The sequence below is a fragment of the Ornithinimicrobium cerasi genome, from assembly GCF_003702705.1.
GTDB lineage: Bacteria > Actinomycetota > Actinomycetes > Actinomycetales > Dermatophilaceae > Ornithinicoccus > Ornithinicoccus cerasi.
In genome coordinates this window covers 261,323-284,965 of record NZ_QZMN01000003.1, presented here as the reverse complement: position 1 = coordinate 284,965, position 23,643 = coordinate 261,323, and the positions used below count along the sequence as shown (strand labels likewise).

At 73.8% G+C, this 23,643-nt stretch carries 21 protein-coding genes; 5 read left to right on the top strand and 16 right to left on the bottom strand.

Features of this window, described 5'->3' with window-relative positions:
• Positions 1-10: 10 nt before the first annotated feature.
• From D4B81_RS18715 to D4B81_RS04935, 10 genes are all read right to left on the bottom strand, one after another.
• Positions 11-643, bottom strand: a complete 633-nt coding sequence (locus D4B81_RS18715) for an SHOCT domain-containing protein (protein ID WP_237565817.1) — start codon at positions 641-643, stop codon at positions 11-13.
• A gap of 112 nt (positions 644-755) precedes the next feature.
• Complete coding sequence (locus tag D4B81_RS04975) at positions 756-1,793, bottom strand: M14 family zinc carboxypeptidase (protein WP_122261350.1); 1,038 nt, start codon at positions 1,791-1,793, stop codon at positions 756-758.
• Positions 1,794-1,868: 75 nt separating this feature from the next.
• Entirely contained in the window at positions 1,869-2,732 is an 864-nt protein-coding gene (locus D4B81_RS04970; RefSeq protein ID WP_122261349.1) for a 5-oxoprolinase subunit C family protein, read from the bottom strand.
• Positions 2,729-3,337: a 5-oxoprolinase subunit B family protein gene (locus D4B81_RS04965; protein WP_122261348.1), complete on the bottom strand. Its 609-nt coding sequence runs from the start codon at positions 3,335-3,337 to the stop codon at positions 2,729-2,731. Before D4B81_RS04965 ends, D4B81_RS04970 begins: the two co-directional genes overlap by 4 nt.
• Positions 3,338-3,340: 3 nt before the next feature.
• A complete protein-coding gene (locus D4B81_RS04960; protein ID WP_122261443.1) occupies positions 3,341-4,105 on the bottom strand; it encodes a LamB/YcsF family protein in 765 nt (254 codons plus the stop codon).
• A gap of 107 nt (positions 4,106-4,212) precedes the next feature.
• Positions 4,213-5,217 (bottom strand): sugar phosphate isomerase/epimerase family protein, encoded by a 1,005-nt coding sequence (locus D4B81_RS04955; protein ID WP_097187221.1) that lies wholly within the window; start codon positions 5,215-5,217, stop codon positions 4,213-4,215.
• Positions 5,217-6,434, bottom strand: coding sequence for a Gfo/Idh/MocA family protein (locus D4B81_RS04950; RefSeq protein ID WP_122261347.1), 1,218 nt, complete (start codon positions 6,432-6,434; stop codon positions 5,217-5,219). Before D4B81_RS04950 ends, D4B81_RS04955 begins: the two co-directional genes overlap by 1 nt.
• A gap of 77 nt (positions 6,435-6,511) precedes the next feature.
• Entirely contained in the window at positions 6,512-7,579 is a 1,068-nt protein-coding gene (locus D4B81_RS04945; RefSeq protein WP_122261346.1) for a substrate-binding domain-containing protein, read from the bottom strand.
• Positions 7,580-7,681: 102 nt separating this feature from the next.
• Positions 7,682-8,728 carry an ABC transporter permease gene (locus D4B81_RS04940; protein ID WP_122261345.1) on the bottom strand — a complete coding sequence of 349 codons (1,047 nt, stop codon included), beginning with the start codon at positions 8,726-8,728 and terminating at the stop codon, positions 7,682-7,684.
• Complete coding sequence (locus tag D4B81_RS04935) at positions 8,725-10,254, bottom strand: sugar ABC transporter ATP-binding protein (RefSeq protein WP_122261344.1); 1,530 nt, start codon at positions 10,252-10,254, stop codon at positions 8,725-8,727. The genes D4B81_RS04940 and D4B81_RS04935 overlap by 4 nt, the downstream gene beginning before the upstream one ends.
• 107 nt (positions 10,255-10,361) lie before the next feature.
• Between D4B81_RS04935 and D4B81_RS04930 the strand changes: the two genes are divergently transcribed.
• Entirely contained in the window at positions 10,362-11,588 is a 1,227-nt protein-coding gene (locus D4B81_RS04930; protein ID WP_122261343.1) for an ROK family transcriptional regulator, read from the top strand.
• Positions 11,589-11,684: 96 nt separating this feature from the next.
• Positions 11,685-13,295, top strand: a complete 1,611-nt coding sequence (locus tag D4B81_RS04925; protein WP_122261342.1) for a Na+/H+ antiporter NhaC family protein — start codon at positions 11,685-11,687, stop codon at positions 13,293-13,295.
• Positions 13,296-13,363: 68 nt separating this feature from the next.
• On the opposite strand, the gene D4B81_RS04920 is transcribed toward D4B81_RS04925, so the two are convergent.
• A complete protein-coding gene (locus tag D4B81_RS04920; protein WP_237565816.1) occupies positions 13,364-13,894 on the bottom strand; it encodes an acyl-CoA thioesterase in 531 nt (176 codons plus the stop codon).
• A 103-nt stretch (positions 13,895-13,997) separates the two neighbouring features.
• On the opposite strand from D4B81_RS04920, the gene D4B81_RS04915 reads away from it, so the two are divergent.
• The gene (locus tag D4B81_RS04915; RefSeq protein WP_122261341.1) at positions 13,998-16,859 is read left to right on the top strand and encodes an FAD-binding and (Fe-S)-binding domain-containing protein; all 2,862 of its coding nucleotides are present in this window, start codon (positions 13,998-14,000) and stop codon (positions 16,857-16,859) included.
• A 25-nt stretch (positions 16,860-16,884) separates the two neighbouring features.
• Here the strand turns inward: D4B81_RS04915 and D4B81_RS04910 are convergent, their stop codons facing one another.
• On the bottom strand, positions 16,885-17,286 hold the full coding sequence (locus tag D4B81_RS04910; protein ID WP_122261340.1) for a PaaI family thioesterase: 402 nt from the start codon (positions 17,284-17,286) through the stop codon (positions 16,885-16,887).
• A 10-nt stretch (positions 17,287-17,296) separates the two neighbouring features.
• On the bottom strand, positions 17,297-18,610 hold the full coding sequence (locus D4B81_RS04905; protein ID WP_122261339.1) for an MFS transporter: 1,314 nt from the start codon (positions 18,608-18,610) through the stop codon (positions 17,297-17,299).
• A gap of 115 nt (positions 18,611-18,725) precedes the next feature.
• On the opposite strand from D4B81_RS04905, the gene D4B81_RS04900 reads away from it, so the two are divergent.
• Entirely contained in the window at positions 18,726-19,379 is a 654-nt protein-coding gene (locus D4B81_RS04900) for a hypothetical protein (protein WP_122261338.1), read from the top strand.
• 102 nt (positions 19,380-19,481) lie between these two features.
• Here the strand turns inward: D4B81_RS04900 and D4B81_RS04895 are convergent, their stop codons facing one another.
• Genes D4B81_RS04895 through D4B81_RS04885 form a run of 3 tightly spaced genes read right to left on the bottom strand, consistent with a single transcriptional unit; the run spans position 19,482 to position 22,324 of the window.
• The gene (locus D4B81_RS04895) at positions 19,482-19,793 is read right to left on the bottom strand and encodes a putative quinol monooxygenase (RefSeq protein WP_237565833.1); all 312 of its coding nucleotides are present in this window, start codon (positions 19,791-19,793) and stop codon (positions 19,482-19,484) included.
• Positions 19,794-19,828: 35 nt separating this feature from the next.
• The gene (locus D4B81_RS04890) at positions 19,829-20,995 is read right to left on the bottom strand and encodes a M14 family zinc carboxypeptidase (RefSeq protein WP_122261337.1); all 1,167 of its coding nucleotides are present in this window, start codon (positions 20,993-20,995) and stop codon (positions 19,829-19,831) included.
• A 9-nt stretch (positions 20,996-21,004) separates the two neighbouring features.
• Complete coding sequence (locus D4B81_RS04885) at positions 21,005-22,324, bottom strand: saccharopine dehydrogenase family protein (RefSeq protein ID WP_122261441.1); 1,320 nt, start codon at positions 22,322-22,324, stop codon at positions 21,005-21,007.
• A gap of 70 nt (positions 22,325-22,394) precedes the next feature.
• Here D4B81_RS04885 and D4B81_RS04880 point away from each other — a divergent pair, with 70 nt between their 5' ends.
• Complete coding sequence (locus D4B81_RS04880; protein ID WP_161964988.1) at positions 22,395-23,516, top strand: amidohydrolase; 1,122 nt, start codon at positions 22,395-22,397, stop codon at positions 23,514-23,516.
• Positions 23,517-23,643 lie beyond the last annotated feature (127 nt).

Below are 23,643 nucleotides of genomic sequence, written 5' to 3'. Positions count from 1 at the left end.
TGTCAACCCCCTACGGCGTGGGGTCCGCCAGCAGCCTGGCCTTGGCCGCCGTGAACTCCGCGTCGGTGAGGCCCCCGCGATCGTGCAGGTCGGCCAGCGCCGTCAGCTGGGCCACCAGCGGGTGCTCCGACGCCCGGACGGGCGCAGACCGTGGGCCGACGACGTCCCCGGGCTCGCGCCCCCCAGGACCTGCCGGCGCCTCGCCCCAGGGCGGCACGGTCGGGATGACGGGCATCGCCGTGTCGGTGCGGGCGAGGACCTCCTCCAGGCGGAGGAAGGTGTCCGGTCCGAAGGTCAGCGTGCCGAGGCTGACCTCGCCCTGGTCGGTCGTCGCCGTCACCAGACCGGAGGTGAAGACCTTCTCGCGCTCCACGTGCAGGCTGACCACGTCGGCCCGCACCACCTCGTCCACCACCGGCATCCCGACGTGCTGGTCGCCCAGCGTCAGCAACCGCCGGTCGGTCACGACCAGGAGGGTGACGGAGCGGCGGAAGCGGGTGACGGCGAACATCCCGAGGACCCGCTCCCCCGGGTGCAGCACGAGCCGCAGGGACTGGCGCGCCGTGTGCAGCAGCCGCCTGCCCACCTTCGGGTCGGTGTATGCCGCGTTCTCCCCGGGCACCCCGTCGATCTCCTCCTGCACGCCCCTGCCTCTCTGTGCTGAGTGCACCACGCTACCGAACGCCCCCCTCGCGCCGGCCACCGACGCCGCGGGCGGGCGCCCACGGCACCCGCCCCTCGTCATACCCGCGCCCTCACTCGTCGGGGTTGTACCAGTTCTGCGTCGGGAGCGTGTCCCAGAAGGAGGTGTCGACCGTCTCGACCGACCCGTCGGCGATCGCCCGCGCCGTCGCCTCGAGGGTGATGACGGTCTGACGGATCAGGTAGCCGCTGCTGCGCGCGCCGAGCACCGACGTGGGGCTGGAGTGGTCGGACATGCCCCGCATCTCGAACAGCAGGGTGGCGATGCCGTACTCGACCGCGAGGCCGTTGCGGCTGATGGTCTCCGCGGAGCCGCCCTCGTACCTGGCCAGCAGGCCCCAGCCCGTGGAGTCGACGGCGTCGTAGACCACGGCGCCCAGCTGCTTGGAGCGCTCGACGACCTCCGGGTCGGCGTTGGGCGTGGTCGGGTAGAGGATCGAGCCGCTGACCCACTCCTCGCCGATCGCGCTGTAGGCCCCCTGGTGGTGCAGGTCGATCATGTAGTCGATGTCGTAGGCGCCGAGCACGTTGTCGTGCAGCGCCTGCGTCTCGGGCTGGACCCGCGCGACGTGGTCGCGGTTGAGGTCCACGCCGACGGCGTTGGCGCGGGTCAGGTGCCGGTCGCCGTGGGCGATGTAGTTGTCGAGGGAGAAGTTGACGTCCCCCATGGCGCCGTCCGGGTTGAGCATCGGCACGACGAGGATGTTGACCCCGTCGAGCACGTCGCTGCCCCGGCCGGTGCCGAGGTGCTTGATGAACTCCATCGCGCCCTCGGTGGTCAGCTGCTCGTTGCCGTGCTGCTGGGTCAGGTACAGGATCGTCGGGTTGTCGGGGTCGCTGACCCAGGACGCCAGGTAGAGGTCGCGGCCCTTGACCGACTGGCCGATGACCGTGAGCTCCATCGCGTCCTGGCGGGCGTCCTGCGTGTGCAGGAAGTCGGCGAGGTCGTCGTAGGTGGACAGGTGCGCGGTGGTGATGTTGCCGTTCCCGCCCCACTCGGGACCGTTGCCCACCGCCAGCGCGGGGAGGGAGCCGAGGGCGATGGGTGCGGCGACGAGCGCGGCGACGAGACTTCTGCGGCTGAGTTCCATGCCCGCACGCTAGGCAGGTCGACGGGCCCCTGACCAGGCTTCTGACGCAACCCAGACCGAACCCTGACCAGGTCTTTACCGCTCCCTGGCCGCGTCCTGACGCAGCGACGTGAACCGCACCTGCTGGCCCGGTCGCAGCTGGGCGCACCGGTCGACCGCCTCGTCGTCGACGTAGCCGATGACGGGGTAGCCACCGGTCACCGGGTGGTCCGCGAGGAGGAGCACGGGCAGACCCGACGGCGGGACCTGCAGGGCGCCGCGCAGCATCCCCTCGCTCGTCAGCTCGCCCTCGCGGGTGCGGACCAGCGGATCGCCGACCAGCCGCGCGCCGACGCGGTCGGACCGCGGGTCGACGGTCCAGGCCTGCTCGAGGAGCCGCCGCCACTGGGCGTCGTCGAACCAGTCGCGGCGGGGGCCGGGGGTCACCGGCACGGTGAGCAGGTCGCCGGTCGGCTCCGGGACCGCGGCGACGTCCACCCCGGGCACCGGCCGGGGGGTGGTGCCCACCGGGAGCCGGTCGCCAGCCGCGACCACCGGGGGGCCGAGCCCGGCGAGCACGTCGGTGGAGCGGCTGCCCAGCACCGGCTCCACGTCGATGCCGCCGCGCACCGCGACATAGGTGCGCAGGCCGGCCGCGGGTATGCCGAGGCGCAGCTCCTCCCCCGGTCCCAGGGAGAAGGGGCCCAGGTGGGGCACCCCCGGGCAGCGTGCCCCGGTGGTGGCGACGACGACGTCCCCGTCGGCGGTCAGCACGAGCCCGCCGAGGGTGACCTCCAGGGTCGCCAGCGTGGGGTGGTTGCCGACCAGGGCGTTGGCCAGCCGGTGCGCCCCGCGGTCGCAGCAGCCCGAGCGACCGACGCCCAGGGCCGCCTGCCCCGGCCGGCCGAAGTCCTGGACCGTGGTGAGGGTGCCGGGCTCCACCACGGTGAGCGACGTCATACCCGGGCCTCCACGAAACGCACCGGGGTGCCGGGCAGCAGCAGCGAGGGCGGGTCGCGGTGGAGGTCGAACATCGGCACGAGGGCGTGGCCGATGAGCTGCCAGCCGCCCGGCGACTCCCGCGGGTAGACGGCGGTGAACTCCCCCGCGAGGGCCAGCGCACCGGCCGGCACACGGGTCCGCGGGGAGGTGCGGCGAGGGGTGTCCCAGCCGGACCGGGTGCCGCGCAGGTAGGCGAAGCCGGGGGCGAATCCGCAGAACGCGACCGTCCACGCCTCCTCGCGGTGTCGGCGCACCAGCTCCTCCACCGAGCACGCGAGCAGGTCGGCCGCCTCGTGCAGGTCCTCCCCGTCGTAGCGCACCGGCACCTCGACGGGGTCCAGGTCGGCGCCGGCGTGCTCGACCGGCGCGACCGCCCGGACCCGCTGCTCCAGGGCGCGCAGGTCGGTGCCCCGGTCGGCGACGACGAGGATCGTGCGTCCGGCCGGGACGAGGTCCAGGACCGGGAGGTCGACCTCCCGGAGCGCGGCGTAACGGGCCAGGACCTCCTCGAGGGAGTCCAGCTCCAGCAGCAGCCCGCGGGAGCCGCTCGGCAGGACGCGCACGCCTCAGACCGTCGCGACGAACGGGGCCAGCGTCACGCCCGCGCCCTGGAGCGCCGCCCGCACCGCACGGGCGATCCCGACCGCCCCGGGGGTGTCGCCGTGGACGCAGAGGGAGTCCGGGTGCACCGTGAGCGGGTCGCCGTTGACGTCAGCTACCGGCTCCCCGGTCGCCATCGCGACGCACCGCCGGGCGATCAGCTCCCGGTCGTGCAGGACGGCGCCAGGACGGGTGCGCGGCACGAGCTGCCCCTCCGGCGTGTAGGCCCGGTCCGCGAACGCCTCGCGAGCGGTGCGCAGACCCGCCTCCACGGCGAGCCGGAGCACGACGGAGCCGGGCAGCCCCACGAGGACGAGGTCGGCGTCGTACTCGCGCACGGCCCGCACGACCGCGGCGGCCTGCTCCTCGTGCGTCACGACCGCGTTGTAGAGGGCGCCGTGCGGCTTGACGTAGGTGACCCGGTGGCCCGCGCGCCGGGCCATGCCGTCGAGCGCGCCGATCTGGTAGACGACCTCGTCGGTGAGCACGTCCGGCTCCATGTCGATGAACCGCCGGCCGAAACCGGTGAGGTCGCGGTAGGCGACGTGGGCGCCGACGGCCACCCCGCGCGCCGCGGCCATCGTGGTGACCGCCCGCATGATGGGCGGGTCACCGGCGTGGAAGCCGCAGGCGACGTTCGCGCTCGTGACGATGCCCAGCAGCGCCTCGTCGTCGCCCATCCGCCAGCTGCCCAGACCCTCGCCGAGGTCGGAGTTGAGGTCGATCTGCATCTGCGTCACCCCGTGCTGGGCTGGAGGAAGCTGGGCGCCGGTCGTGACGGAGGTCGCGCCGCCACACCACGCCCATCATGGCACCGCCCCCACCACCGGGCCGAGCCTCAGCGCGTGCTGAAGGCGGCGTCGAAGGCGGCGGTCGGTGCGTCGAAGAGCGAGCGCCGGACGAACTCCAGGGCGTCCGGGGCCCCGACCAGGCGGTCCATGCCCGCGTCCTCCCACTCCACCGAGATCGGACCGTCGTAGCCGATCGCGTTGAGCATCCGGAAGCACGCCTCCCACGGCACGTCGCCGTGGCCCGTCGAGACGAAGTCCCACCCTCGCCGGGGGTCCGCCCACGCCAGGTGCGACCCCATCCGGCCGTTGCGGCCGTTGCCGACCTGGAGCTTCGCGTCCTTGCAGTCGACGTGGTAGATCCGGTCCTTGAAGTCCCAGAGGAAGCCGACCGGGTCGAGGTCCTGCCAGACGAAGTGGCTCGGGTCCCAGTTGAGCCCGAAGGCCTCGCGGTGCCCGATCGCCTCCATCGCCCGCTGGGTGGTCCAGTAGTCGTAGGCGATCTCCGAGGGGTGCACCTCGTGCGCGAACCGCACGCCCTCCTCGTCGAAGACGTCGAGGATCGGGTTCCACCGGTCGGCGAAGTCCTGGTAGCCGGCGTCGACGAGCTCCTGCGACACGGGCGGGAACATCGCGACGTACTTCCAGATCGAGGAGCCGGTGAAGCCGATCACGGTCTTCACGCCCAGCCGGGCCGCGGTGCGCGCGGTCAGCGTCATCTCCTCGGCGGCCCGCTGCCGCACGCCCTCGGGGTCGCCGTCGCCCCACACGCGCTCCGACAGCATCCCCCGGTGCCGCTCGTCGATCGGGTCGTCGCAGACGGCCTGACCCTTGAGGTGGTTGGAGATGGCCCACACCTGCAGGCCGTACCTCTCCAGCACGTCCTTCTTGCCCTGGATGTAGGCGTCGTCCTCGGCACCCTGCCACGGGTCGAGATGGTCGCCCCAGCAGGCGATCTCGAGCCCGTCGTAGCCCCACTCGGAGGCCAGGCGCGCCACCTCCTCGAACGGCAGGTCGGCCCACTGGCCGGTGAAAAGCGTGATCGGTCGGGACATCAGCTCTCTCCTTCGGTATGCCGTACGGGCCTGGTCGTCCCCGTCGTGGTGTAGCGGCCCTCGTCCTGGCTCGAGCGCTCGACCGCGTCCAGCACCCGCTGGACGGTCAGGCCGTCCGCGAAGGACGGGCGCGGCTGCTCCCCGTCGGCCACGGCCGTGACCAGGTCCACCACCTGGTGGACGAAGCCGTGCTCGTAGCCCAGCCCGTGGCCCGGCGGCCACCAGGCCGCGACGTAGGGATGGTCGGCCTCGGTGACGTAGATGCGGGTGAAACCCTGCTCGGCGGCCGGCGCCGACGCGTCGTAGAGGTGCAGGACGTTCATGTCCTCGAAGTCGAAGGCCAGCGAGCCGGTCGACCCGTTCACCTCCACGCGGATGGCGTTCTTGCGGCCCCACGCCATCCGGGTGGCCTCGAAGACGCACGGGGCCCCGGACTCCAGGCGGCCGGTGAACATCGCGACGTCGTCCACCGTGACCGGGGCACGGTCGGCGCCGGCCACGCCACCGAGGCCGGGGACCGGGACGTCCTGCGCCACCGGTCGCTCGGCGACGATCGTGTCGAGCATGCCCGACACCCCGGCGACGCGCTGCCCGGTGATGAAGTGGGTCAGGTCGACGATGTGGGCGCCGATGTCACCCAGCGCCCCCGACCCCGCCAGCGCCTTGTCGGTGCGCCACGAACCCGGCGCCTGCTCGTCGGCGAGCCAGTCCTGCAGATACTGGCAGCGCACCTGGCGCACCTCCCCGATCCGGCCCTCCGCGACGAGGCGCTGTGCCAGCGCGACCGCCGGGACGCGTCGGTAGGTGAACCCCACCATCGACCAGACCTGCCGGGCGGCTGCCCGCTCGGCGGCCTGCGTCATCCGCTCGGCCTGGTCGAGCGTGTTGGCCATCGGCTTCTCCACGAGCACGTGCTTGCCCGCCTCGAGGGCGGCGACCGCGATCTCCGCGTGCGTGTCGCCGGGTGTGCAGATGTCCACCAGGTCCACGTCGTCCCGCTCCAGGACGGCGCGCCAGTCCGTCTGCGCCTCGGCCCAGCCCAGCTGCCGGGCCGCCTCCTCGGCGCGGTCCGGGGACCGGCCCACCAGGACCTGCATCACCGGCTCGCGGGGCAGGTCGAAGAAGCGGGGCGCCACCCGCCAGGCCTGGGAGTGGGCCCGGCCCATGAAGGCGTGCCCGATCATGGCCACCCGCAGCCGGCCGTCGGCGTTGCTCATCGTGTCCTCTCTGACGTGCTGGGTCGTGGTGCGGCGGACCCGGCCGGTGGCCTCGCACCGGCCGGGTCCGGCGTGGATCAGGACTCGAACGCGGTGTCGAGGTACTCGTCGACGTTGTCCGCGGTGACGACCGGGGCGTAGAGCTGGACGAGGCGGGGCACCTCGATCTCGACGAGGTCGCCCATGCCCTTGCCCTGCGCGACGAGGCGCGCGAGCCGGATGCCGTCGGCGGCCTGCGTCGAGGGGTAGATGACGGTGGCCTCCACGACGCTGTCGCCGGACTGGATCTCGCGCATCATGTTGGCCGAGCCCGCACCGCCGACGACGAAGAACTCGTCGCGCCCGGCGTTCTCGATCGCGGCGAGCACGCCGACGCCCTGGTCGTCGTCGTGGTTCCACATCGCGTCGATCTCCGGCGCCGCCTGCAGCAGGTTGGAGGTGGCCGACTCGCCGCCCTGCACGGTGAAGTCGGCGGCGACGCGGTTGTCGACGTCCAGACCGCACTCGCCGAGGGCGTCCTCGAAGCCCTGGCTGCGCTCCTGGGTGAGGGGCAGGTTGTCGATGCCGGCGACCTCGGCCACGACGGCGTCGGGCTGGTCGGCGAGCCGCTCGCAGATGTACTCGCCGGCGCTGCGGCCCATGCCGTAGTTGTCGCCGAGCACCGTGACGCGGGCCGCCTCGGGTGCGCTGAACTCGCGGTCCACGTTGATGACCGGGATGCCGGCCTGCATCGCCTCGGTGGCGATCTCGGTGAGCGCCGCCCCGTCGAAGGGCAGCAGCACGATCGCGTCGACGCCGTCGTTGATGAAGGTCTCGACCTGGGAGATCTGCAGGTTCACGTCGTTGGTGCCCTCGGCGACCCTCAGCTCGACGTCCTCGTGGCTCTCGGCCTCCTCGATCGCGGCCTGGGTGATCGCGCCCATCCAGCCGTGGTCGGCGGCGGGGGCGGAGAAGCCGATGACGACCGTCTCACCGGTCTCGTCGTTGCTGCCCGGCGCGGGCGCCGCCTCCTCGGAGGCCTGCCCCTCGTCGTCCTCACCGCTCACCTCCGCCTCGGTGTTGCCGGTGCAGGCGGCCAGCAGCGCGACGGCCGACAGGACTGCGGCGGCGCGGGAGGCTCGGCGGACTCGGGTGGTGCGTGCCATGGTGGGTCTCCTTTGACGGGATGGTGCGGGTTGGCTCTGGCGGTCACGGGGGTCGGGGGTGGGTGGGGAGCGGGTATGCCGTCCCTCACCGGGTCGGGGTCGCTAGGACGAGCGCGACCGGGCCGCGAAGCGCTGCTGCAGCAGGACGGCGACGACGATGATCGCGCCCTTGGCCAACGACTGCGCGGAGATCGAGAGGTTGTTCTGGATGAAGAGGTTGGACAGCGTGGCGAAGATGAGGACGCCGAGGACGGTGCCGATGATCGTGCCGCGCCCGCCGATGAGCAGCGTGCCGCCGACCACGACGGCGGCGATCGCGTCGAGCTCGTAGAGGTAGCCGTTGGTGGAGGTGCCGGCGGTGGTCCGGGCCAGCATCATCACGCCGGCGATCCCCGCGGTCAGCCCGCTGAGCGCGAACACCATGACGGTGTGCCGCCGGATCTTGATGCCCGCCAGCCGGGCGGCCTCCGGGTTGCCGCCGATCGCGACCGTGCGGCGGCCGAAGGTGGTGCGGTTCAGCAGGAACCAGCCGGCCGCGGCGACGAGCACGAAGATCCAGACGATGACCGGCACCCCCAGGACGGAGCCGCGGAAGGCGTCGAGGAAGGGGTCGACCCGGACGATCTGGGTGCGCCGGTCGGAGATGATCTCGGCCAGGCCGCGGGCGGCGACGAGCATGGCGAGCGTCGCGATGAACGAGACCACGTTGCCGTAGGCCACGATGAGACCGTTGATGACCCCGGCGGCCGTGCCGACCGCCAGCGCGGCGAAGATCATGACGACCCAGTGGATGTCCTGGGCCATGGTCTGGGTGGCCAGCGTCGAGGCCCACACCGTCGCCAGCCCCATCACCGAGCCGACCGACAGGTCGATCCCGCCCGAGGTGATGACGAAGGTGACGCCGATGCTCAGCACGCCGATGATCGCCGCCTGCTGCAGGATCACCATCAGGTTGCCCACGCTGAGGAAGCGCTCGCCCGAGGTGGCGCCGCCCAGGACCACGAGGGCGACGAGCGCGAGGATGAGGCCGAGGTCGCGGCCGAGGCCACCGAGGGAGGGCAGCCCCCGCCGACGGGTCCCGGCGTCCTCGTGCCCCCGCTCGGGGGCGGGGCCCTCGGCCGGCGTCTGCGGCGCGTCGGTCGTCGTCATGTGTGCGTTCCTTCCATGACCAGGTCGAGCACCCGGTGCTCGTCGATGTCGTCGGCGGGTCCCTGGTGCACGACCCGACCGTCGGCGAGCACCAGCACCTGGTCGCTGAGCTGGAGCACCTCCTCCAGCTCGCTCGACACCAGGACGATGGCCGCCCCGTCGGCGGCGAGCCGCCGGATGAGGCGGTAGATCTCGGACCGGGCACCGACGTCGACCCCGCGGGTCGGCTCGTCCAGGAGCAGGACCCGGCAGCCGTGCACGAGCCAGCGGGCCAGCATCACCTTCTGCTGGTTGCCCCCGGAGAGGGTCCGGGTGATCCGGCCGGGGTCGGCCGGAGCCAGGCTCAGGGCGGCGATCTGCTCGTCGGCCACCCGCCGCTCGGCCCGCTCGTCGAGGACCCCACCGCGGGCGAAGCGGTCGAACGTGGACAGCGTGATGTTGCGGAAGACCGGCTCGTCGAGGAGCAGGCCCTGCGACTTGCGCTCCTCGGGGGCCAGCCCGATGCCGGCCGCGACGGCCGCCGGCACGGACCCGCACGCCAGGTCGCGACCGTCGACCCGGACCTGCCCGGCGGTGGCCCGCCGCGCCCCGAAGACGGTCTCCAGGATCTCCGAGCGTCCCGCGCCGACGAGGCCGGCGATCCCCACGACCTCCCCGGGACGGACGGCGAAGGTGACGTCCTCGAAGGTGCCGGCGAGCGAGAGGCCGGACACGTCGAGCAGCGGCTCCTCCCCCTGCAGGCCGGCCGAGCCCCCACCGAAGTCGGTGACCACCTCGCGCCCGGTCATGAGGGAGATGACCTCGGCCGTGGTCTCGTCCTCCACGCGGAGGTTGGTGGCCACCGTCCGGCCGTCCTTGAGGACCGTGACCCGGTCCCCGATCCGGCGGATCTCCTCGAGCCGGTGGGAGATGTAGACCACCGCCACCCCCTCGGCGGTGACCGCGTCCACGACCCGGAAGAGGTTGTCGACCTCCTCGGGGTCCAGCACCGCGGACGGCTCGTCCATGACGATGACCCGCGCGTCGCGGGACATCGCCCGCGCCATCGAGACGATCTGCTTGCCGGCCGCGGACAGCTGCCCCACCTCGCGGTGGGGCGGGAGCTCGGGGTGGCCCAGCCTGGCCAGCAGGTCGCGGGTCCGCGCGTGGGTCTCGCCCCGGCGGAGCACGCCGGCCTGCTGCAGCTCGTGACCGAGGAAGACGTTCTCGGCGATGCTGAGGCCGTCGACGACGTCCAGCTCCTGGTACATCGTCGCGATCCCCAGCCGCAGCGCCGCCGTCGGCGAGTCGATGCTGACCGTGCTGCCGTCCATGAGGATCTCGCCGCGGTCGGGCCGGTGGGCCCCCGCCAGCGTCTTGATGAGCGTGGACTTCCCCGCGCCGTTCTGCCCGAGGAGGCAGTGGACCTCGCCGGCTCGCACCTCGAGGTCGACCCCGTCGAGCGCCTTCGCGCCCGGGAAGTGCTTGACGATGCCCGTCATCCGCAGCAGCGGCGCGGGCCCCCCGGGGGGGTCGACGGTGACCATGCGCGGAACGCTACGCACCCTTATGTCGGGCGTCAAGCAAAAGTGAGGATGTTCTAGTCACTGTTCTGACCTGTCCCGTACCCAAGGGGGGGTGGTTTACTTCGGACATGGCTGTTGCACCCCCCGCCGCGACCCTCCGGTCGGGCCCGACCGGACCCCCGGGACAGGGCCTCTCGGGCGGACCCGGGGCCCTGTTCCAGCTGCTGCGCGACGGCGTGCCCCGTACCCGGGCGGAGCTCGTGCGGGCGAGCGGCCTGGCGCGGTCCACGGTCACCGGGCGCGTGGAGGAGCTGCTCTCCTCCGGGCTGGTGACGCTCACCGGTGCGGCGGAGTCCCACGGTGGCCGGCCCGCGGCGACCCTGGCCTTCGCGCCGGACAGCCGGGTGGTGGTCGGCGTGGACCTCGGGGTGTCGCACGTGCACGTGGCCGTCACCGACCTGGCCAACACCGTGCTGACCGAACGGCTCGAGGACATCCGCATCACGGACGGTCCCGAGGTCGTCCTGGGCGAGGTGGCCACCGTGACCGAGCAGCTGCTCGAGGCCGCCGGGCGCACGGCTGCCGAGGTCGCCGGGATGGGCATCGGCCTGCCCGGCCCCGTCGAGTTCAGCACCGGCCGCCCGGTCAGCCCCCCGGTGATGCCGGGCTGGGACCGGTTCGAGGTGCCCGCGTTCTTCGCCGACCGGCTGGACGCCCCGGTCCTCGTCGACAACGACGTCAACATCATGGCTCTCGGCGAGCACGCGGAGCGCCACCCCGACGTGCTGGACCTGGTCTTCGTCAAGGTCGCCTCGGGCATCGGTGCCGGCATCATCAGCGGGGGCCTCCTCCAGCGCGGCGCCGAGGGCGCGGCCGGCGACCTCGGCCACGTCTCGGTCCCCGACGGCAACCAGGCCCTGTGCACCTGCGGCAACCGCGGGTGCGTCGAGGCGGTGGCCTCCGGGACCGCGATCGCGGCCTCCCTGCGGAGCCAGGGCCTGGACGTCGCGGGCCAGGCCGAGGTCGTCGCGCTGGCCCGGGCCGGTGACCCCGCGGCGATCGCGGCGGTCCGGGAGGCCGGGCGAGACATCGGGGCCGTGCTCGCGGGGGTCGTCTCCCTCCTCAACCCCTCGGTCATCGTCGTGGGTGGGCGGATGGCCGCGGTCGGGGAGCAGCTGCTCGCGGGGATCCGCGAGTCGGTCTACCGCCGCTCGCTGCCGCTGGGCACCCACCACCTGCGCATCGTCGGGTCGGCCTCCGGTGCCAGTGCCGGCATCGTGGGCGCGTCGGTGCTGGTCACCAACCTCGTGCTCTCCCCCGAGGGCGTCGACGCCTTCGTCCTCCGCGGCCGCTGAGGCTCGCCGGCCGCTACCGTGCCTTCGTCCTCCGCGGCCGCTGAGGCTCGCCGGCCGCTACCGTGGACTCACCCCCACGTGCGAAGGCGGCCCCCGATGACCGACTCCCTGCCCGTCCTCACCGTCCTTCCCCCGCTGCTGGCGATCGTCCTCGTCATCGCCACCCGCAAGGTGCTGCTCAGCCTGGGCGCCGGGGTGCTCGCGAGCGCCGCCCTGGTCGCCGACCTGGCACCCCTGGCCACCCTGGGGCTGGTGTGGGACGCCTTCTCCGGCATCTTCTGGGAGGAGGGCGGCCTCAACACCACCTACGTCTACATCCTCGTCTTCACGCTGCTGCTCGGCGTCATCGCGGCGCTCGTCATGATGGCCGGCGGCAGCGCCGCCTTCGCGGACTGGGCGCTGGGACGCATCCGCACCCGCCGGGGGGCGACCGTGCTGCCCGCGGTGCTGGGCATCGTCATCTTCATCGACGACTACTTCAACGCGTTGGCGGTCGGGCAGGTCTCGCGGCCGGTCACCGACCGGATGCACGTGGCGCGGGCCAAGCTGGCCTACCTCATCGACTCCACGTCGGCCCCGGTGGCGGTGCTCGCCCCGTTCTCCAGCTGGGGCGCCAGCATCATCGGCATCATGGCCCCGATCGTGGCCGGCTCCGCCCTGGCGGTGAGCGACGTGGAGGCTTTCCTCGGCGCCGCGGTGATGAACTACTACGCCATCGCCGCCGTCCTCCTGGTGTGGATCGTCGTCCTCCTCCAGCTCGACCTGGGGCCGATGCGGCGCGAGGAACGGCGCGCCATCGCCGAGGGGCGGACCTTCGACGCGACCGAGGAGGTGCCCGGGGAGCTGGCCGAGGACCTGCCCGTCCACCAGCCGGGCGCCAAGCGCGCCCTCGTCATCCCCTTCCTCGTGCTCGTCGTGGGGGTGCTCGCGGGGATCACCTGGACCGGCTACCGCGCGGGCGGCAGCTGGGCGCCCCTCGACGTGCTCGCCAACACGGCGGTGACCGACGCCCTCCTCTACGGCGGGCTGCTCGGGGTCGCGGCGGCGCTCTACTACTACGTGCGCTACACGACGTCCAACCCGCGGTTCTCGGCCGCCACCCTGGGCCGCGGGACCTGGGAGGGCGTGCGGTCGATGCTGCCCGCCGTCTGGATCCTCCTGCTGGCCTGGATGCTCGGCTCCCTCATCGGTCAGCTCGGCACCGGGGAGTACCTCGGCACCCTCGTCGAGCGGGCGGACCTGCCCCCCGCCTGGCTCGTCCCCCTGATGTTCGTCCTGGCCGGCGCGATGGCCTTCTCGACCGGCACCTCCTGGGGTTCCTTCGGGATCCTGCTGCCGATCGCCGGCCAGGTGATGACCACCGTCGAGGGCGGCGACCAGCTGCTGCTGGCGGCCTTCGGGGCCGTCCTGGCCGGCGCGGTCTGGGGCGACCACTGCTCGCCGATCAGCGACACCACGATCCTGTCCAGCACGGGCGCCGGGTGCAACGTCATCACCCACGTCACCACCCAGCTGCCGTACGCCGTGGTCGGTGCGGTCGTCGCGCTCGGTGGCTACGTCGTCTTCGCGCTCACCCTCAGCACCTGGCTGGGTCTGCTCGCGGTGGTCGCCGGCCTCGTGCTCGTGGCGGTGGTCGGCCGGGTGGTGTCCACGCGGCTGGAGGAGGAGATCCCCGAGACCGAGCAGGCGGCGATCAGCCGCACCTGAGGCGGACCGGCGTCCGAGGAGGTCCGGCGCCGGGCGGCGGTCCCCGGCCCGCGGCATACCCGAGCCCCTCAGACGCGGTGCGCCACGTCCACCGCGCGCGCCCACCGGGCCACGTCGTCGGGGAGCTGCGGGGAGGGTGTCACCGGGTCCAGCAGACCGATGACCTCCGGCGCCGGCACCCGGGCGCCGCTGCGGCGGGTGAGGAACCGGCCGGCGACCAGCCCGCGGGCGATCCGCCCCGTCCCGCGGTCGAAGACCTGCTCCAGGTAGACCACGCGGTCGTCCCAGCCGACCACCCGCGTGGTGATCCCGAAGCGCTGGCCGAGGGTGAGCGAGCGGCGGTAGGTCACCGTCTGCGCGGCGACCACGGGGTACCAGCCGCGCCCGCGCAGCAGCGGGAACCCGCCCAGGTCGGCGATGTAGTTGCTGCGCGCCACGTCCATCATCTGGAGGTACACGCCGTTGTTGACGTGCAGGTAGAGGTCCAGGTCCGGGGGACGCACGCGCATCGTGGTGACCGAGGGGTCGAGGATCCCCTGCCCGGGGATCGCCGGTCGCGGGCGCGCGCTGGCGCGGAGGAGCTGGAGCTGTCGGGCCACGGGTTGCACGCTACCCAGCCGCGTCGCCCCACGACGCACCCGGTCGGGGGTCTAATGGACCCCACGCGACGGTGCGTGCCGGCGCGGCGGGCGAGGAGAGACGATGGACCGAGCGAGCCACGACCACGACCACGACCTGGACCGCGGCCCGGCGGGCGGGTGGGCCCGGCTGGAGGAGGAGCTGGCCGCCTCCCTGGGCGAGGGGCGGGTGTCCTCGCGCGCCCTCGACCGCTACGCGCTCGCCCACGACGCCTCGCACTACCTGCTCGTCCCGGAGCTCGTGGTGCGGCCCGGGGACCGGGACCAGGTGGCCGCGGTGATGGCCGCGTGCGACCGCGCGGGCACCAGCCTCACCTTCCGCGCGGGCGGCACCAGCCTGTCCGGTCAGGCCGTGACCGACACGGTCCTGGTCGACGTGCGTCGGCACTTCCGCGACGTGGAGGTGCTCGACGACGGGGCCCGGGTGCGGGTCGGGCCGGGGGTGACCGTCGGCCGGGTGAACGCGCTGCTGGCGCGGCACGGCCGCCGGCTGGGCCCCGACCCGGCCAGCGAGAGCGCCTGCACGGTGGGCGGCGTGGTGGCCAACAACTCCTCGGGGATGCAGTGCGGTACGGAGGCCAACACCTACGCCACGCTGGAGTCGCTCGTGGTCGTCCTGCCGACCGGGGTGGTCCTCGACACGGGCGACCCGGGGGCCGCCGGGCAGCTGCGCGCGGCCGCGCCGGACGTGCACGAGGGGCTGCTGAGGCTGCGGGACCGGGTGCGTGGCGACGCGGGCTCGGTCGCGACGATCCGTCGCCTCTTCGCGCTGAAGAACACCATGGGGTATGGCGTGAACGCCTTCCTCGACTTCGACGAGCCGGCCCAGATCCTGGCCCGGCTGATGGTGGGCAGCGAGGGGACGCTGGGGTTCGTCGCGTCGGCGACCTTCCGGACGGTGCCCGTGCGCCCGCACGTGGCGACCGGGCTGCTCGTCTTCGACGACGTCGTGCGCGCGACCGGGTCGGTGCCGGAGCTCGTCGCTGCCGGGACAGCGACGGCCGAGCTCCTCGACGCGGCGTCGCTGCGCGTCTCGGCGCAGGACCCGTTGTGCCCCAGGCTGATCGCCGACCTCGAGGTCGTCGACCACGCCGCGCTCCTAGTCGAGTGGCAGGACGACGACCGGGCGCGCCTGGAGGAGACCGTCGCGCGCGTGCAGGGTGAGCTCGGCCACCTCCCGCTCACCGTGCCGGTCTCGCTGACGCGCGACCCGGTGGAGCGCGCCGGCCTGTGGCGGGTGCGCAAGGGGCTCTACAGCGCGGTCGCCGGGGCGCGGCCGGCGGGCACCAACGCGCTCCTCGAGGACGTCGTCGTCACCGTCGACCGGCTCGGCGACACCATCCTGGCGCTGACCGAGATGTTCGAGCGGCACGCCTACCCGGAGTCGGTCATCTTCGGCCACGCCCGCGACGGCAACGTCCACTTCATGCTCAACGAGCAGTTCGCCGACCCGGCGTCGATGGCCCGCTACGAGGCCTTCACCGAGGACATGGTCGACCTCGTGCTCGGCGAGGGCGGGTCGCTGAAGGCCGAGCACGGGACCGGGCGGATCATGGCCTCGTTCGTGCGGCGGCAGTACGGCGACGAGCTCTACGAGGTGATGTGCGAGCTCAAGCGGCTGCTCGACCCCCGGGGCGTGCTCAACCCCGGGTCGGTCCTCTCGGACGACCCCACGTCATACCTCGCGGACCTCAAGACCGCCCCGACGGTCGAGGCGGAGGTCGACCGGTGCGTCGAGTGCGGGTTCTGCGAGCCGGTCTGCCCCTCGCGGGACGTCACGACGACACCCCGCCAGCGGATCGTGGTGCGGCGGGAGATGCGGGCGGCCCAGCTGCGCGGCGACGACGCCCTGGCGGCCGAGCTGGCCGAGCAGTACGAGTACGACGGCACCGACACCTGCGCTGTCGACGGGATGTGCCTGACGGTCTGCCCGGTCCTCATCAACACCGGCGACCTCACCCGCCGGCTGCGGGCCGAGGCCTCCGGGCCGGTCGGGGAGGTCGCGTGGCGGGGTGCGGCACGGGTGTGGGGGGCCGGCACGGTCGCCGCGTCGGCGGCCCTGACCGCCGCACGGGTGCTCCCCCAGGTGCCGTCGCTGCTGACCCGCGCGGGCCGCACGGTGGTCGACCACGACGCGCTCCCCCGCTACGACCGGGGGCTGCCTCGGGGCGGACCGCGGCGTGGCGGGACCGACGGGGCCGTGCCCGGGGCCGCGGCGGTGCACTTCGCCCCCTGCGTGGGCACGATGTTCGGGCCCGAGCCGGCCACCGGCGGTGTCGGCGCCGAGCGGGCGCTCGTCGCCCTGGCCGGGCGCGCCGGGGTGGGTCTGCGGGTCCCGGACGGGGTCGGCGGGCTCTGCTGCGGGACACCGTGGAAGTCCAAGGGGCGCCGGGGCGGGTATGCCGCGATGGCCGCCCGGGTGCTCCCCGCCCTGCTCGGGGCGAGCGAGGCAGGAGCGCTGCCGGTGGTCTGCGAGGCGGCCTCGTGCGCCGAGGGGCTCGTGCAGATGCTGGGGAGCGATCCGGCCTACCGGGAGATCCGGGTCGTCGACGCGACCGCGTGGGTCGCCGACACGCTCCTGGACCGGCTCCCGGTGACCGCGGCGACCGGGCCGGTCGTCGTCCACCCGACCTGCTCGAGCACCCACCTGGGCACCACCGACGCGCTCGTCCGGGTGGCCCGGCACGTCAGCGACGACGTCACGGTGCCGGTCGCGTGGGGGTGCTGCGGCTTCGCCGGGGACCGGGGCATGCTGCACCCGGAGCTGACCGCCGCCGCGACCGCGCCCGAGGCGGCGGAGGTGGCGGGGCGGGAGTACGCCGCCTACGTGTCCAACAACCGGACCTGCGAGCTGGGGCTGACGCGAGCCACCGGGCGTCCCTACCAGCACGTCCTCGAGCTGCTGGAGGTGGCGACCAGGCCGTGAGGGCCCCGTCCCGCTGCCCCGGGGGCTAGGACCACTCGAGGAACAGCTGGGTCTGGGTGGTCGCCGAGACCTCCTTGCCGTCCCCGCGGGTGGTGACGACCTGGACCACGAGCGTCGTCCGGCCGACGTGCAGCGGCGTGGCCACCGCGGTCACCGTGTCGTCGACGCGGGCCTTGCGGAAGAAGTTGGTCTTGGCCTCGAGCGTCACGTTGGTGAACCCGGGCGGGCAGAGCGCGAAGGCGAGCGTGCCGGCGCAGTGGTCCACGAGCGACATCAGCGCGCCGCCGTGGAGCACGCCGTTGCGGTTGGCGAGCGCGTCCGTGACGGCCATCCGGGTGACGGCGCGATCCGTGCCGACCTCGACGTCGTGCACACCCAGGTGGTCGGAGAAGCTCGACGAGGCGGGGCCCCGGGTCGCAGGTTCCATGGGGCGGAGGTTAGCCGCCCCGGGTCCTCGTGACGAAGCGGGGGCTCCGCCGACCTCCGCCGTAGGCGAACGGCTCCGTCGGCGGGCGCTCGCGCAGGTCCCGCCGGAAGCCGTGCCGGGCGAGGAGGGTGAGCACTCCGGCCACGAGGAGGGCCGCCGCGGCGGCCTCCCAGGCGCCGCGGAAGCCGAGGCCCGCGACGAGCAGGCCGAACCCGACCGGGCCGAGGGCACCGCCGACGAAGGCACCGGCCTGCACGACCGAGGACGCCTGGGTGGGCGCGTCCCGCCCCACCCGCGCCACGGCATACAGCATCAGGCCGGGCCAGGACCAGCCGACCGCGAAGGCCAGGAAGCCGAACAGCAGCACGCTCCACACCTGCGGCACCGCGCCGATCAGGGCCAGGCACGCCGCCCCGGACAGCATCATCGCCGCGACGACCGACAGGTTGCCGCCGTGCCGGGCGTCGGCGCGCAGCCCGCTGACGACGCGGACGAGGACCGAGCTGCCGGAGCCTGCCGCCATCAGGAGGCCGGCCTGGCCGATGGTCAGCCCCACCTCGTGCGCCCAGCTCGCGAGGTAGGCGCCGAGGAAGTTCGCCGCGGCGCTGGCGAAGGTGATGGCCACCCCGCACAGCAGGAGAGGTCCCCACGGCGCCCGGTCCCGGTCCTCGGGGGTATGCCGTCCACCTCGCCCCGGGACGGCCCCGGCACCGTCCCCGGGCCGAGCGGCCGCGGTCCTGCGGTGCCGGCGCCGGCCGGCCAGCGCGGAGGTCAGGGCGGTGAACGCGAGCAGGACACCGAGGAGGCCGGTGACGACGAAGGTGCTGCGCCAGCCCAGCGCCGCCGTCGTCGTGGGCACGGCGAGGCCGCCGAGCATGATGGCGGCCGGCACCGCGCTCTGCTTGACGCCGAACCCCAGGCCGCGGCGGTGGGGCGGCAGGGCGGTGGCGACGGTCCGGTTGGAGGTGCCCTGGCAGGTCGCGTTGCCGGCGCCCAGCACGGCCATCGCCGCGACGAGGGAGGGCCAGTCCCGGACGAGCAGCGCCAGACCCAGGCCCCCGGTCGCGACGAGCAGGCCGGCCACGAGCCGGCCTGCCGGGTCGCCCCACCGCTCCAGGCGCGAGCCGCCCAGGATCGTCACCAGCGCCGCCACGGCGAAGAAGGTGCTCACCGCCAGCCCGAGCCCGGCCGGACCGAAGTCGAGGTCCCGCATCAGCAGGACCGCCTGGGCGCCGACGAGGAACGGGGGGATGGCGCCGAGGGTGGTGAGCGCGCTGGCGCCGAGCATCAGGCGGGCGCTGCTCCCCTCACCGCTCCACCGCACAGCCGAAGCCTAGGTGGCGGTTCAGCGGCACGTGCGTCCAATCCGCCCCGGCCCACGGCTCCGAAGACCTCCTACCAGGGCGACAGGACGTCGCCCGATCCACGAAGGAGTGATCATGAAGGTCCGCGCAGCTCTCTCCAGCCTCGCCGTCGTCGCCGCCGTCACCGCGGTGGGTGCCGCCGCCCCGGCCTCGGCCGGGCACGACCGCAACCCGTCGGAGCGGGTCGCGACCTACGCCTACGGGCTCGCGCCCGTCCAGGCGGAGTCGGTCCCCAACAGCCAGGCGGGCGGGTCGACCCGCATCACGGCGCTGCCCAACGGCAAGGTGCAGGTGAGCGTGCAGGCCTGGGGTCTGGCGCCGCTCCTTCCCCACGCGATGCACCTGCACGGCTTCACCGACCAGGCCGACCTCGGCTGCCCCGGCCCCGCCGCGGACAGCGACGGGAACGGCCTCGTCAACGTCATCGAGGGGGCGCCCTCCTACGGCGGCATCATCGCCTCGCTCACCACCTCGGGCGACACGAGCCCGAGCAGCGCCCTCGCGCTCGACCGCTTCCCGGTCGCCGACGCCGACGGCCGCCTGAGCTACACGAGGACCTTCGTGAACGGGGACTCGCTGGCCAACGCCGACACCGCGCAGGTCGTCGTGCACGGGATCGACCTCAACACCAGCGGTACCTACGACTTCGACGCCGGTCCCTCGGAGCTGACGGACCAGGCGCCGCTCGAGGCCACCCTGCCGGTGCTGTGCGGAGGCATCGCCAACTGACGCCGTCCGCTGTCACGCCGGACGGGCACATCTGCAGATCCGGGCGCATCCGCCCAGGACCGGGTCAGGTGTGCCCGTTCGGCGTGACGCCCCCGCGGCCGATCACCCGATCCGCAGCTCGCCCATCTCCTCCCAGCCGTCACCGTCCACCCGTCGGGACACGATCCTCGAGGTGGCCGACAGGTGCGGCCGCATCGCGTCGATCCCCTGCTGGAAGTGGGGGCTCTGCACGTGCGCGGCCGCGCCCTCGTCGGTGAACGCCTCGACGAGCACGAACTCGGACGGGTCCTCGACGCTGCGGGACCACTCGAAGAAGATGTTGCCCTCCTCCGCGCGGCACGCAGCCGTGTAGTCGGCGACGACGTCCGTCCAGCGCTCGACGGACTCGGGCCGGACGGGGAACTTCACGACGATGAGCTACATGCCCTCATCGTGTCAGGTCGCCCACCTCAGGCCGGGATCACGCCGCCCCAGTCGGTGAGGTAGCGCAGGACGGGCGTCCCCGGGATCTGGTCGTCCCAGATCGTCGGGTCCACCTGGAACACCGACCCGTCCGCCAGGCCGTCGAGCCAGGCGGTCAGGCCGAGGACGTTCTGCCGCACCATCTTCCCGCGGGCCTTGTGCCCGATGTTGCCGTCGCGGGTGTTGCCCGAGGTCTCGAAGAAGACCGCCGGGTTGCTGTGCCCGGTCGGGTTGAGGCCGGCGTGGTCCAGCCCCAGCATCATCGCCGACACCACGCCGCCGCGGATGTCGATCACGGTGCCGTGGCCGACGTCGTACTTGTCGATACCGACGAACCCGTAGTCCTTCGTCTCCAGCCACACGTGGCTCTGCATCTGCCTCGTCAGCACGTCGTAGGCGCCGCCCTCCAGCGTCGGCAGCGTCGGGCCGCCGGGGGCGAGGGAGATCCCGAGGGAGAAGGTGATCTCCTCCCCCGTCACGTAGTCCCGCTTGAGGCCCTGGTGGTGGATGTCCAGCGCGTAGGCGGGCTTCACCCTCGTCCAGTACTCGTACCAGGCCAGCGACTCTCGCGCCACGAAGCCGGTCGGCGACCAGTCCCGGTTGAGGTCGATCCGCTGCTGCCGTCCCTGCGCGTCGAGCCGCGGTGCGTCGGCCGCCCGGTCCCACAGGACGGTCTCCCGGATGTTCGCCTCGGACCCGTCGGGGTTGTAGACCGGGATGACGTGGACGGTGAACTCCTCGCGGATCCGTGCCCACTGTGCCGCACCGCTGGTCGCCAGGCTCCTGAGCACGCTCATCGTCGAGTCCAGCCCGTAGGGCTCGTTGCCGTGGATCCGGCCCTGGACCCAGACCGGTGTCGCTCCGGAGCCGACGGTCGCGACATACAGCTCGCGTCCCTGCTCGGAGAGCGACTCCTGGGTGCCGATCTGGGAGAGGGTGCGCACCGTCACCGGGAAGCGGCTGCTGCGCGCCAGCGCCTGCAGCTGGTCGACCATGTCGCCGTAGCTGCGGATCGCCGAGAGCGGCGTGCTGCTGCCCGGGTCGGGGAAGGTGGGGGCTGCGGAGGCCGTGCCCGCCCCGGCGAGCGGGATCGAGAGCGCGGCGAGCGAGCCGAGGCCGAGGAGGGAGCGGCGGGAGAGGTCAGTGCGGTCCATGCCCGCACGCTAGGACGGGCCGGTCCCGGGCACCAGCCTTCTTACCAAGCCTTGACCGAACCCTGACCGAACCCTGACCAAGTCCTGACCCGCGGCCCCAAACCGCCCGGCCTCCTCGCGCCGCACCTCGAGCGTGAAACCCTGGGCCCGCAGCGCCGCCACGAGCCGGTCGCCCAGCGCCACCGCCGGCGTGAGCACGCCTCCCTCGCCGGCCGTCCCGTCCCGGCGCGTGGACACCAGGACGAGGGCGGCCTGGCCCAGCATCACCGCGGTCGCGCGGTAGCCGGGGTCGCCCTGCGCGGCGACGGTCGCGGCATACCTCGTGCCGTCCTCGGTCGTGGTGGTGGTCTCCATCCGGAACCAGCCGCTGTCCCGCACCCGGGCGCTCGGCCCCTCCCCCGGCGACGGGAGGGCGCGGTCCAGCACCCGGCGCACCCCCGGGGTCGCCATCCCGGCCGCGAGCGCGCCGAGCCCGGCGACCACGCCGGCCGCCCGCGCCGCGCCCCGCACCCCGCGCCCGGTCGCCATCAGCTCCCGGTAGCGGAAGCGCTCCCCGTAGCGGCGGCCGGTGAGGGCGTTCGAGCGGCGCACCACCCGGGTGTTGTAGGGCCCCATGAAGAAGGGCACCACCCAGCGGCCGGTGCGCTCCTCCACGAAGGGGCGCCACACGTCCTCCTGGCCGGGGGCACCCGCCACCCCTCCGGAGAGCGCCTCGGGGTCGGCCATGACCGCCCGCTGCGAGGGGTCGTCCGCGAGCTCCTGCACCATCAGCCGCATGGATTCGACGGTGCCGCCGCTCACCCCTCCGCTGGCCCTGGCGACCAGGGTGGTGTCGGTCAGCCCGCCGGCGCCGTCCTCCTCCGCCCTGCGGTGCAGCAGGTGCACCGCGAGGTCGGAGGGCACGGAGTCGTAGCCGCACGAGACGACGATCCGCGCACCGGTCCGGCGGGCGGTGGGGTGCGCGCGCCCCACCGCCTCGCGCACGAAGAGGGTCTCGCCGGTGAGGTCGGCGTAGTCCGTGCCGGCACGTGCGCAGGCCAGGACCAGGGGTATGCCGTGGCGCCGGTAGGGCCCCACCGTGGACACCACGACCCGTGAGCGGGCGGCCATCGCCTCCAGCCCGGCCACGTCCTGGGCGTCGGCCACCACGACCTGCCAGGCCGAGGCCCGGGGGCCGAGTCCGCGGCGGACCTCCTCCAGCCGTGCGACGGACCGGCCCGCGAGCGCCACCGTGACGCCGTCGGGGACCGTCGCGGCCAGGTGCTCGGCGGTCAGCCGCCCGACGAAGCCGGTCGCGCCGAACAGGGTCAGGTCGAGGTCGCGGGTCATCGGGCCATCGTGCCAGCGAGGTCGTCTGGCATCGTGGGCGACGCCCGCCCCGACCGCCAGGAGGTATGACGTGGACGTGACCCCGGAGCTCACCCGGCAGGTGCTCGACTGGCACGCCTGGCTCGACGCGCACCCCGAGCCGGCGTATCGGGAGACCGGCACCACGGCATACCTCGTGGAGCAGCTCGCCCGCCTGGGCGTTCCCGCCACCGAGGTGGAGGGGCGCACGGGGGCGGTCGCGGAGCTGGGGGACGGACCGCGGTGGGTCGCGGTGCGTGCCGACCTCGACGCGATCTGGACGGGTGAGGACGCCGACGGGCATGCCGTCCACTCCTGCGGTCACAGCGCGCACATGGCGGTGGTCCTGGGGGTCGCCTCGCTCCTGGTCGGCGAGCGCCTGCCGGACGGGGTCGGGGTGCGGTTCCTGCTGCAGCCCGCGGAGGAGACCGGCGAGGGGGCGCTCGACCTGCTCGAGCGGGGCGCGCTGGAGGGGGTCACCGACCTGTTCGGGCTGCACCTACGACCGGTCGAGGAGCTGGCCGCCGGCGAGCTCGCGCCCGCGCTGCACAGCGGGGCCTCGCTCACCGGGCTGGTGACCTTCACCGGGGAGGACGCCCACGGTGCGCGGCCGCACCTCGGGCGCAACGCCGTCGACCCCGTGGTGGCGCTGCACCAGGTGCTGCCCGCCCTGCGGTTCAACCCGGCGGAGTCCTACTCGGCCAAGATCACCCGCGTCCGGGCCGGCGGGGCGAGCCTCAACGTCATCCCCGGCACGGCCGAGGTGGCCCTCGACCTGCGGGCCCAGCGCAACGCGGTGATCGCCGAGCTGCGCGAGCGGGTCGACGAGGCGGTGGTCCGCATCGCCGCGACGTACGGCGTGCAGGTGCAGGTGCACTGGCACGGGGGCACCCCCGGCGCCGAGGTCCACCCCGAGGCCGCCGCGACGCTGGCCCGGGCGATCCGCGAGGTCGCCGGCGAGGAGGCGCTGCGGGAGGAGATCGTCACCACCGGCGCCGACGACTTCCACCACTACGCGGTCGCACGGCCCGGGCTGCGGTCGGCGATGCTCGCGGTCGGCGTCGGGCTCACGCCGGGGCTGCACGTGCCGACGATGACCTACGACACCGCCCCGCTGCCGACCGCCGCCGCCGTCCTGGCCCGGGCGCTGGTGCTCGCGGCCGGCCGGGACTGAGCGGCGCGGCCACCACTCCCCGTCCCCCCTCCCCGACTCACAGGCGCCGAGTCACACCTCCAGGGGGATGCATCCGCCGTTGCGCAGGGTTGCCGCCTGTGAGCAGCGAGGGGCGTCGCGGCGGCGG

Excerpts from the sequence above, each read along its gene's own strand:
- D4B81_RS04975 (WP_122261350.1), bottom strand. The coding sequence starts at position 1,793 with ATGGAACTCAGCCGCAGAAGTCTCGTCGCCGCGCTCGTCGCCGCACCC.
- D4B81_RS04970 (WP_122261349.1), bottom strand. The coding sequence starts at position 2,732 with ATGACGTCGCTCACCGTGGTGGAGCCCGGCACCCTCACCACGGTCCAG.
- D4B81_RS04960 (WP_122261443.1), bottom strand. The coding sequence starts at position 4,105 with ATGCAGATCGACCTCAACTCCGACCTCGGCGAGGGTCTGGGCAGCTGG.
- D4B81_RS04955 (WP_097187221.1), bottom strand. The coding sequence starts at position 5,217 with ATGTCCCGACCGATCACGCTTTTCACCGGCCAGTGGGCCGACCTGCCG.
- D4B81_RS04950 (WP_122261347.1), bottom strand. The coding sequence starts at position 6,434 with ATGAGCAACGCCGACGGCCGGCTGCGGGTGGCCATGATCGGGCACGCC.
- D4B81_RS04945 (WP_122261346.1), bottom strand. The coding sequence starts at position 7,579 with ATGGCACGCACCACCCGAGTCCGCCGAGCCTCCCGCGCCGCCGCAGTC.
- D4B81_RS04940 (WP_122261345.1), bottom strand. The coding sequence starts at position 8,728 with ATGACGACGACCGACGCGCCGCAGACGCCGGCCGAGGGCCCCGCCCCC.
- D4B81_RS04935 (WP_122261344.1), bottom strand. The coding sequence starts at position 10,254 with ATGGTCACCGTCGACCCCCCCGGGGGGCCCGCGCCGCTGCTGCGGATG.
- D4B81_RS04930 (WP_122261343.1), top strand. The coding sequence starts at position 10,362 with ATGGCTGTTGCACCCCCCGCCGCGACCCTCCGGTCGGGCCCGACCGGA.
- D4B81_RS04925 (WP_122261342.1), top strand. The coding sequence starts at position 11,685 with ATGACCGACTCCCTGCCCGTCCTCACCGTCCTTCCCCCGCTGCTGGCG.
- D4B81_RS04915 (WP_122261341.1), top strand. The coding sequence starts at position 13,998 with ATGGACCGAGCGAGCCACGACCACGACCACGACCTGGACCGCGGCCCG.
- D4B81_RS04910 (WP_122261340.1), bottom strand. The coding sequence starts at position 17,286 with ATGGAACCTGCGACCCGGGGCCCCGCCTCGTCGAGCTTCTCCGACCAC.
- D4B81_RS04900 (WP_122261338.1), top strand. The coding sequence starts at position 18,726 with ATGAAGGTCCGCGCAGCTCTCTCCAGCCTCGCCGTCGTCGCCGCCGTC.
- D4B81_RS04890 (WP_122261337.1), bottom strand. The coding sequence starts at position 20,995 with ATGGACCGCACTGACCTCTCCCGCCGCTCCCTCCTCGGCCTCGGCTCG.
- D4B81_RS04885 (WP_122261441.1), bottom strand. The coding sequence starts at position 22,324 with ATGACCCGCGACCTCGACCTGACCCTGTTCGGCGCGACCGGCTTCGTC.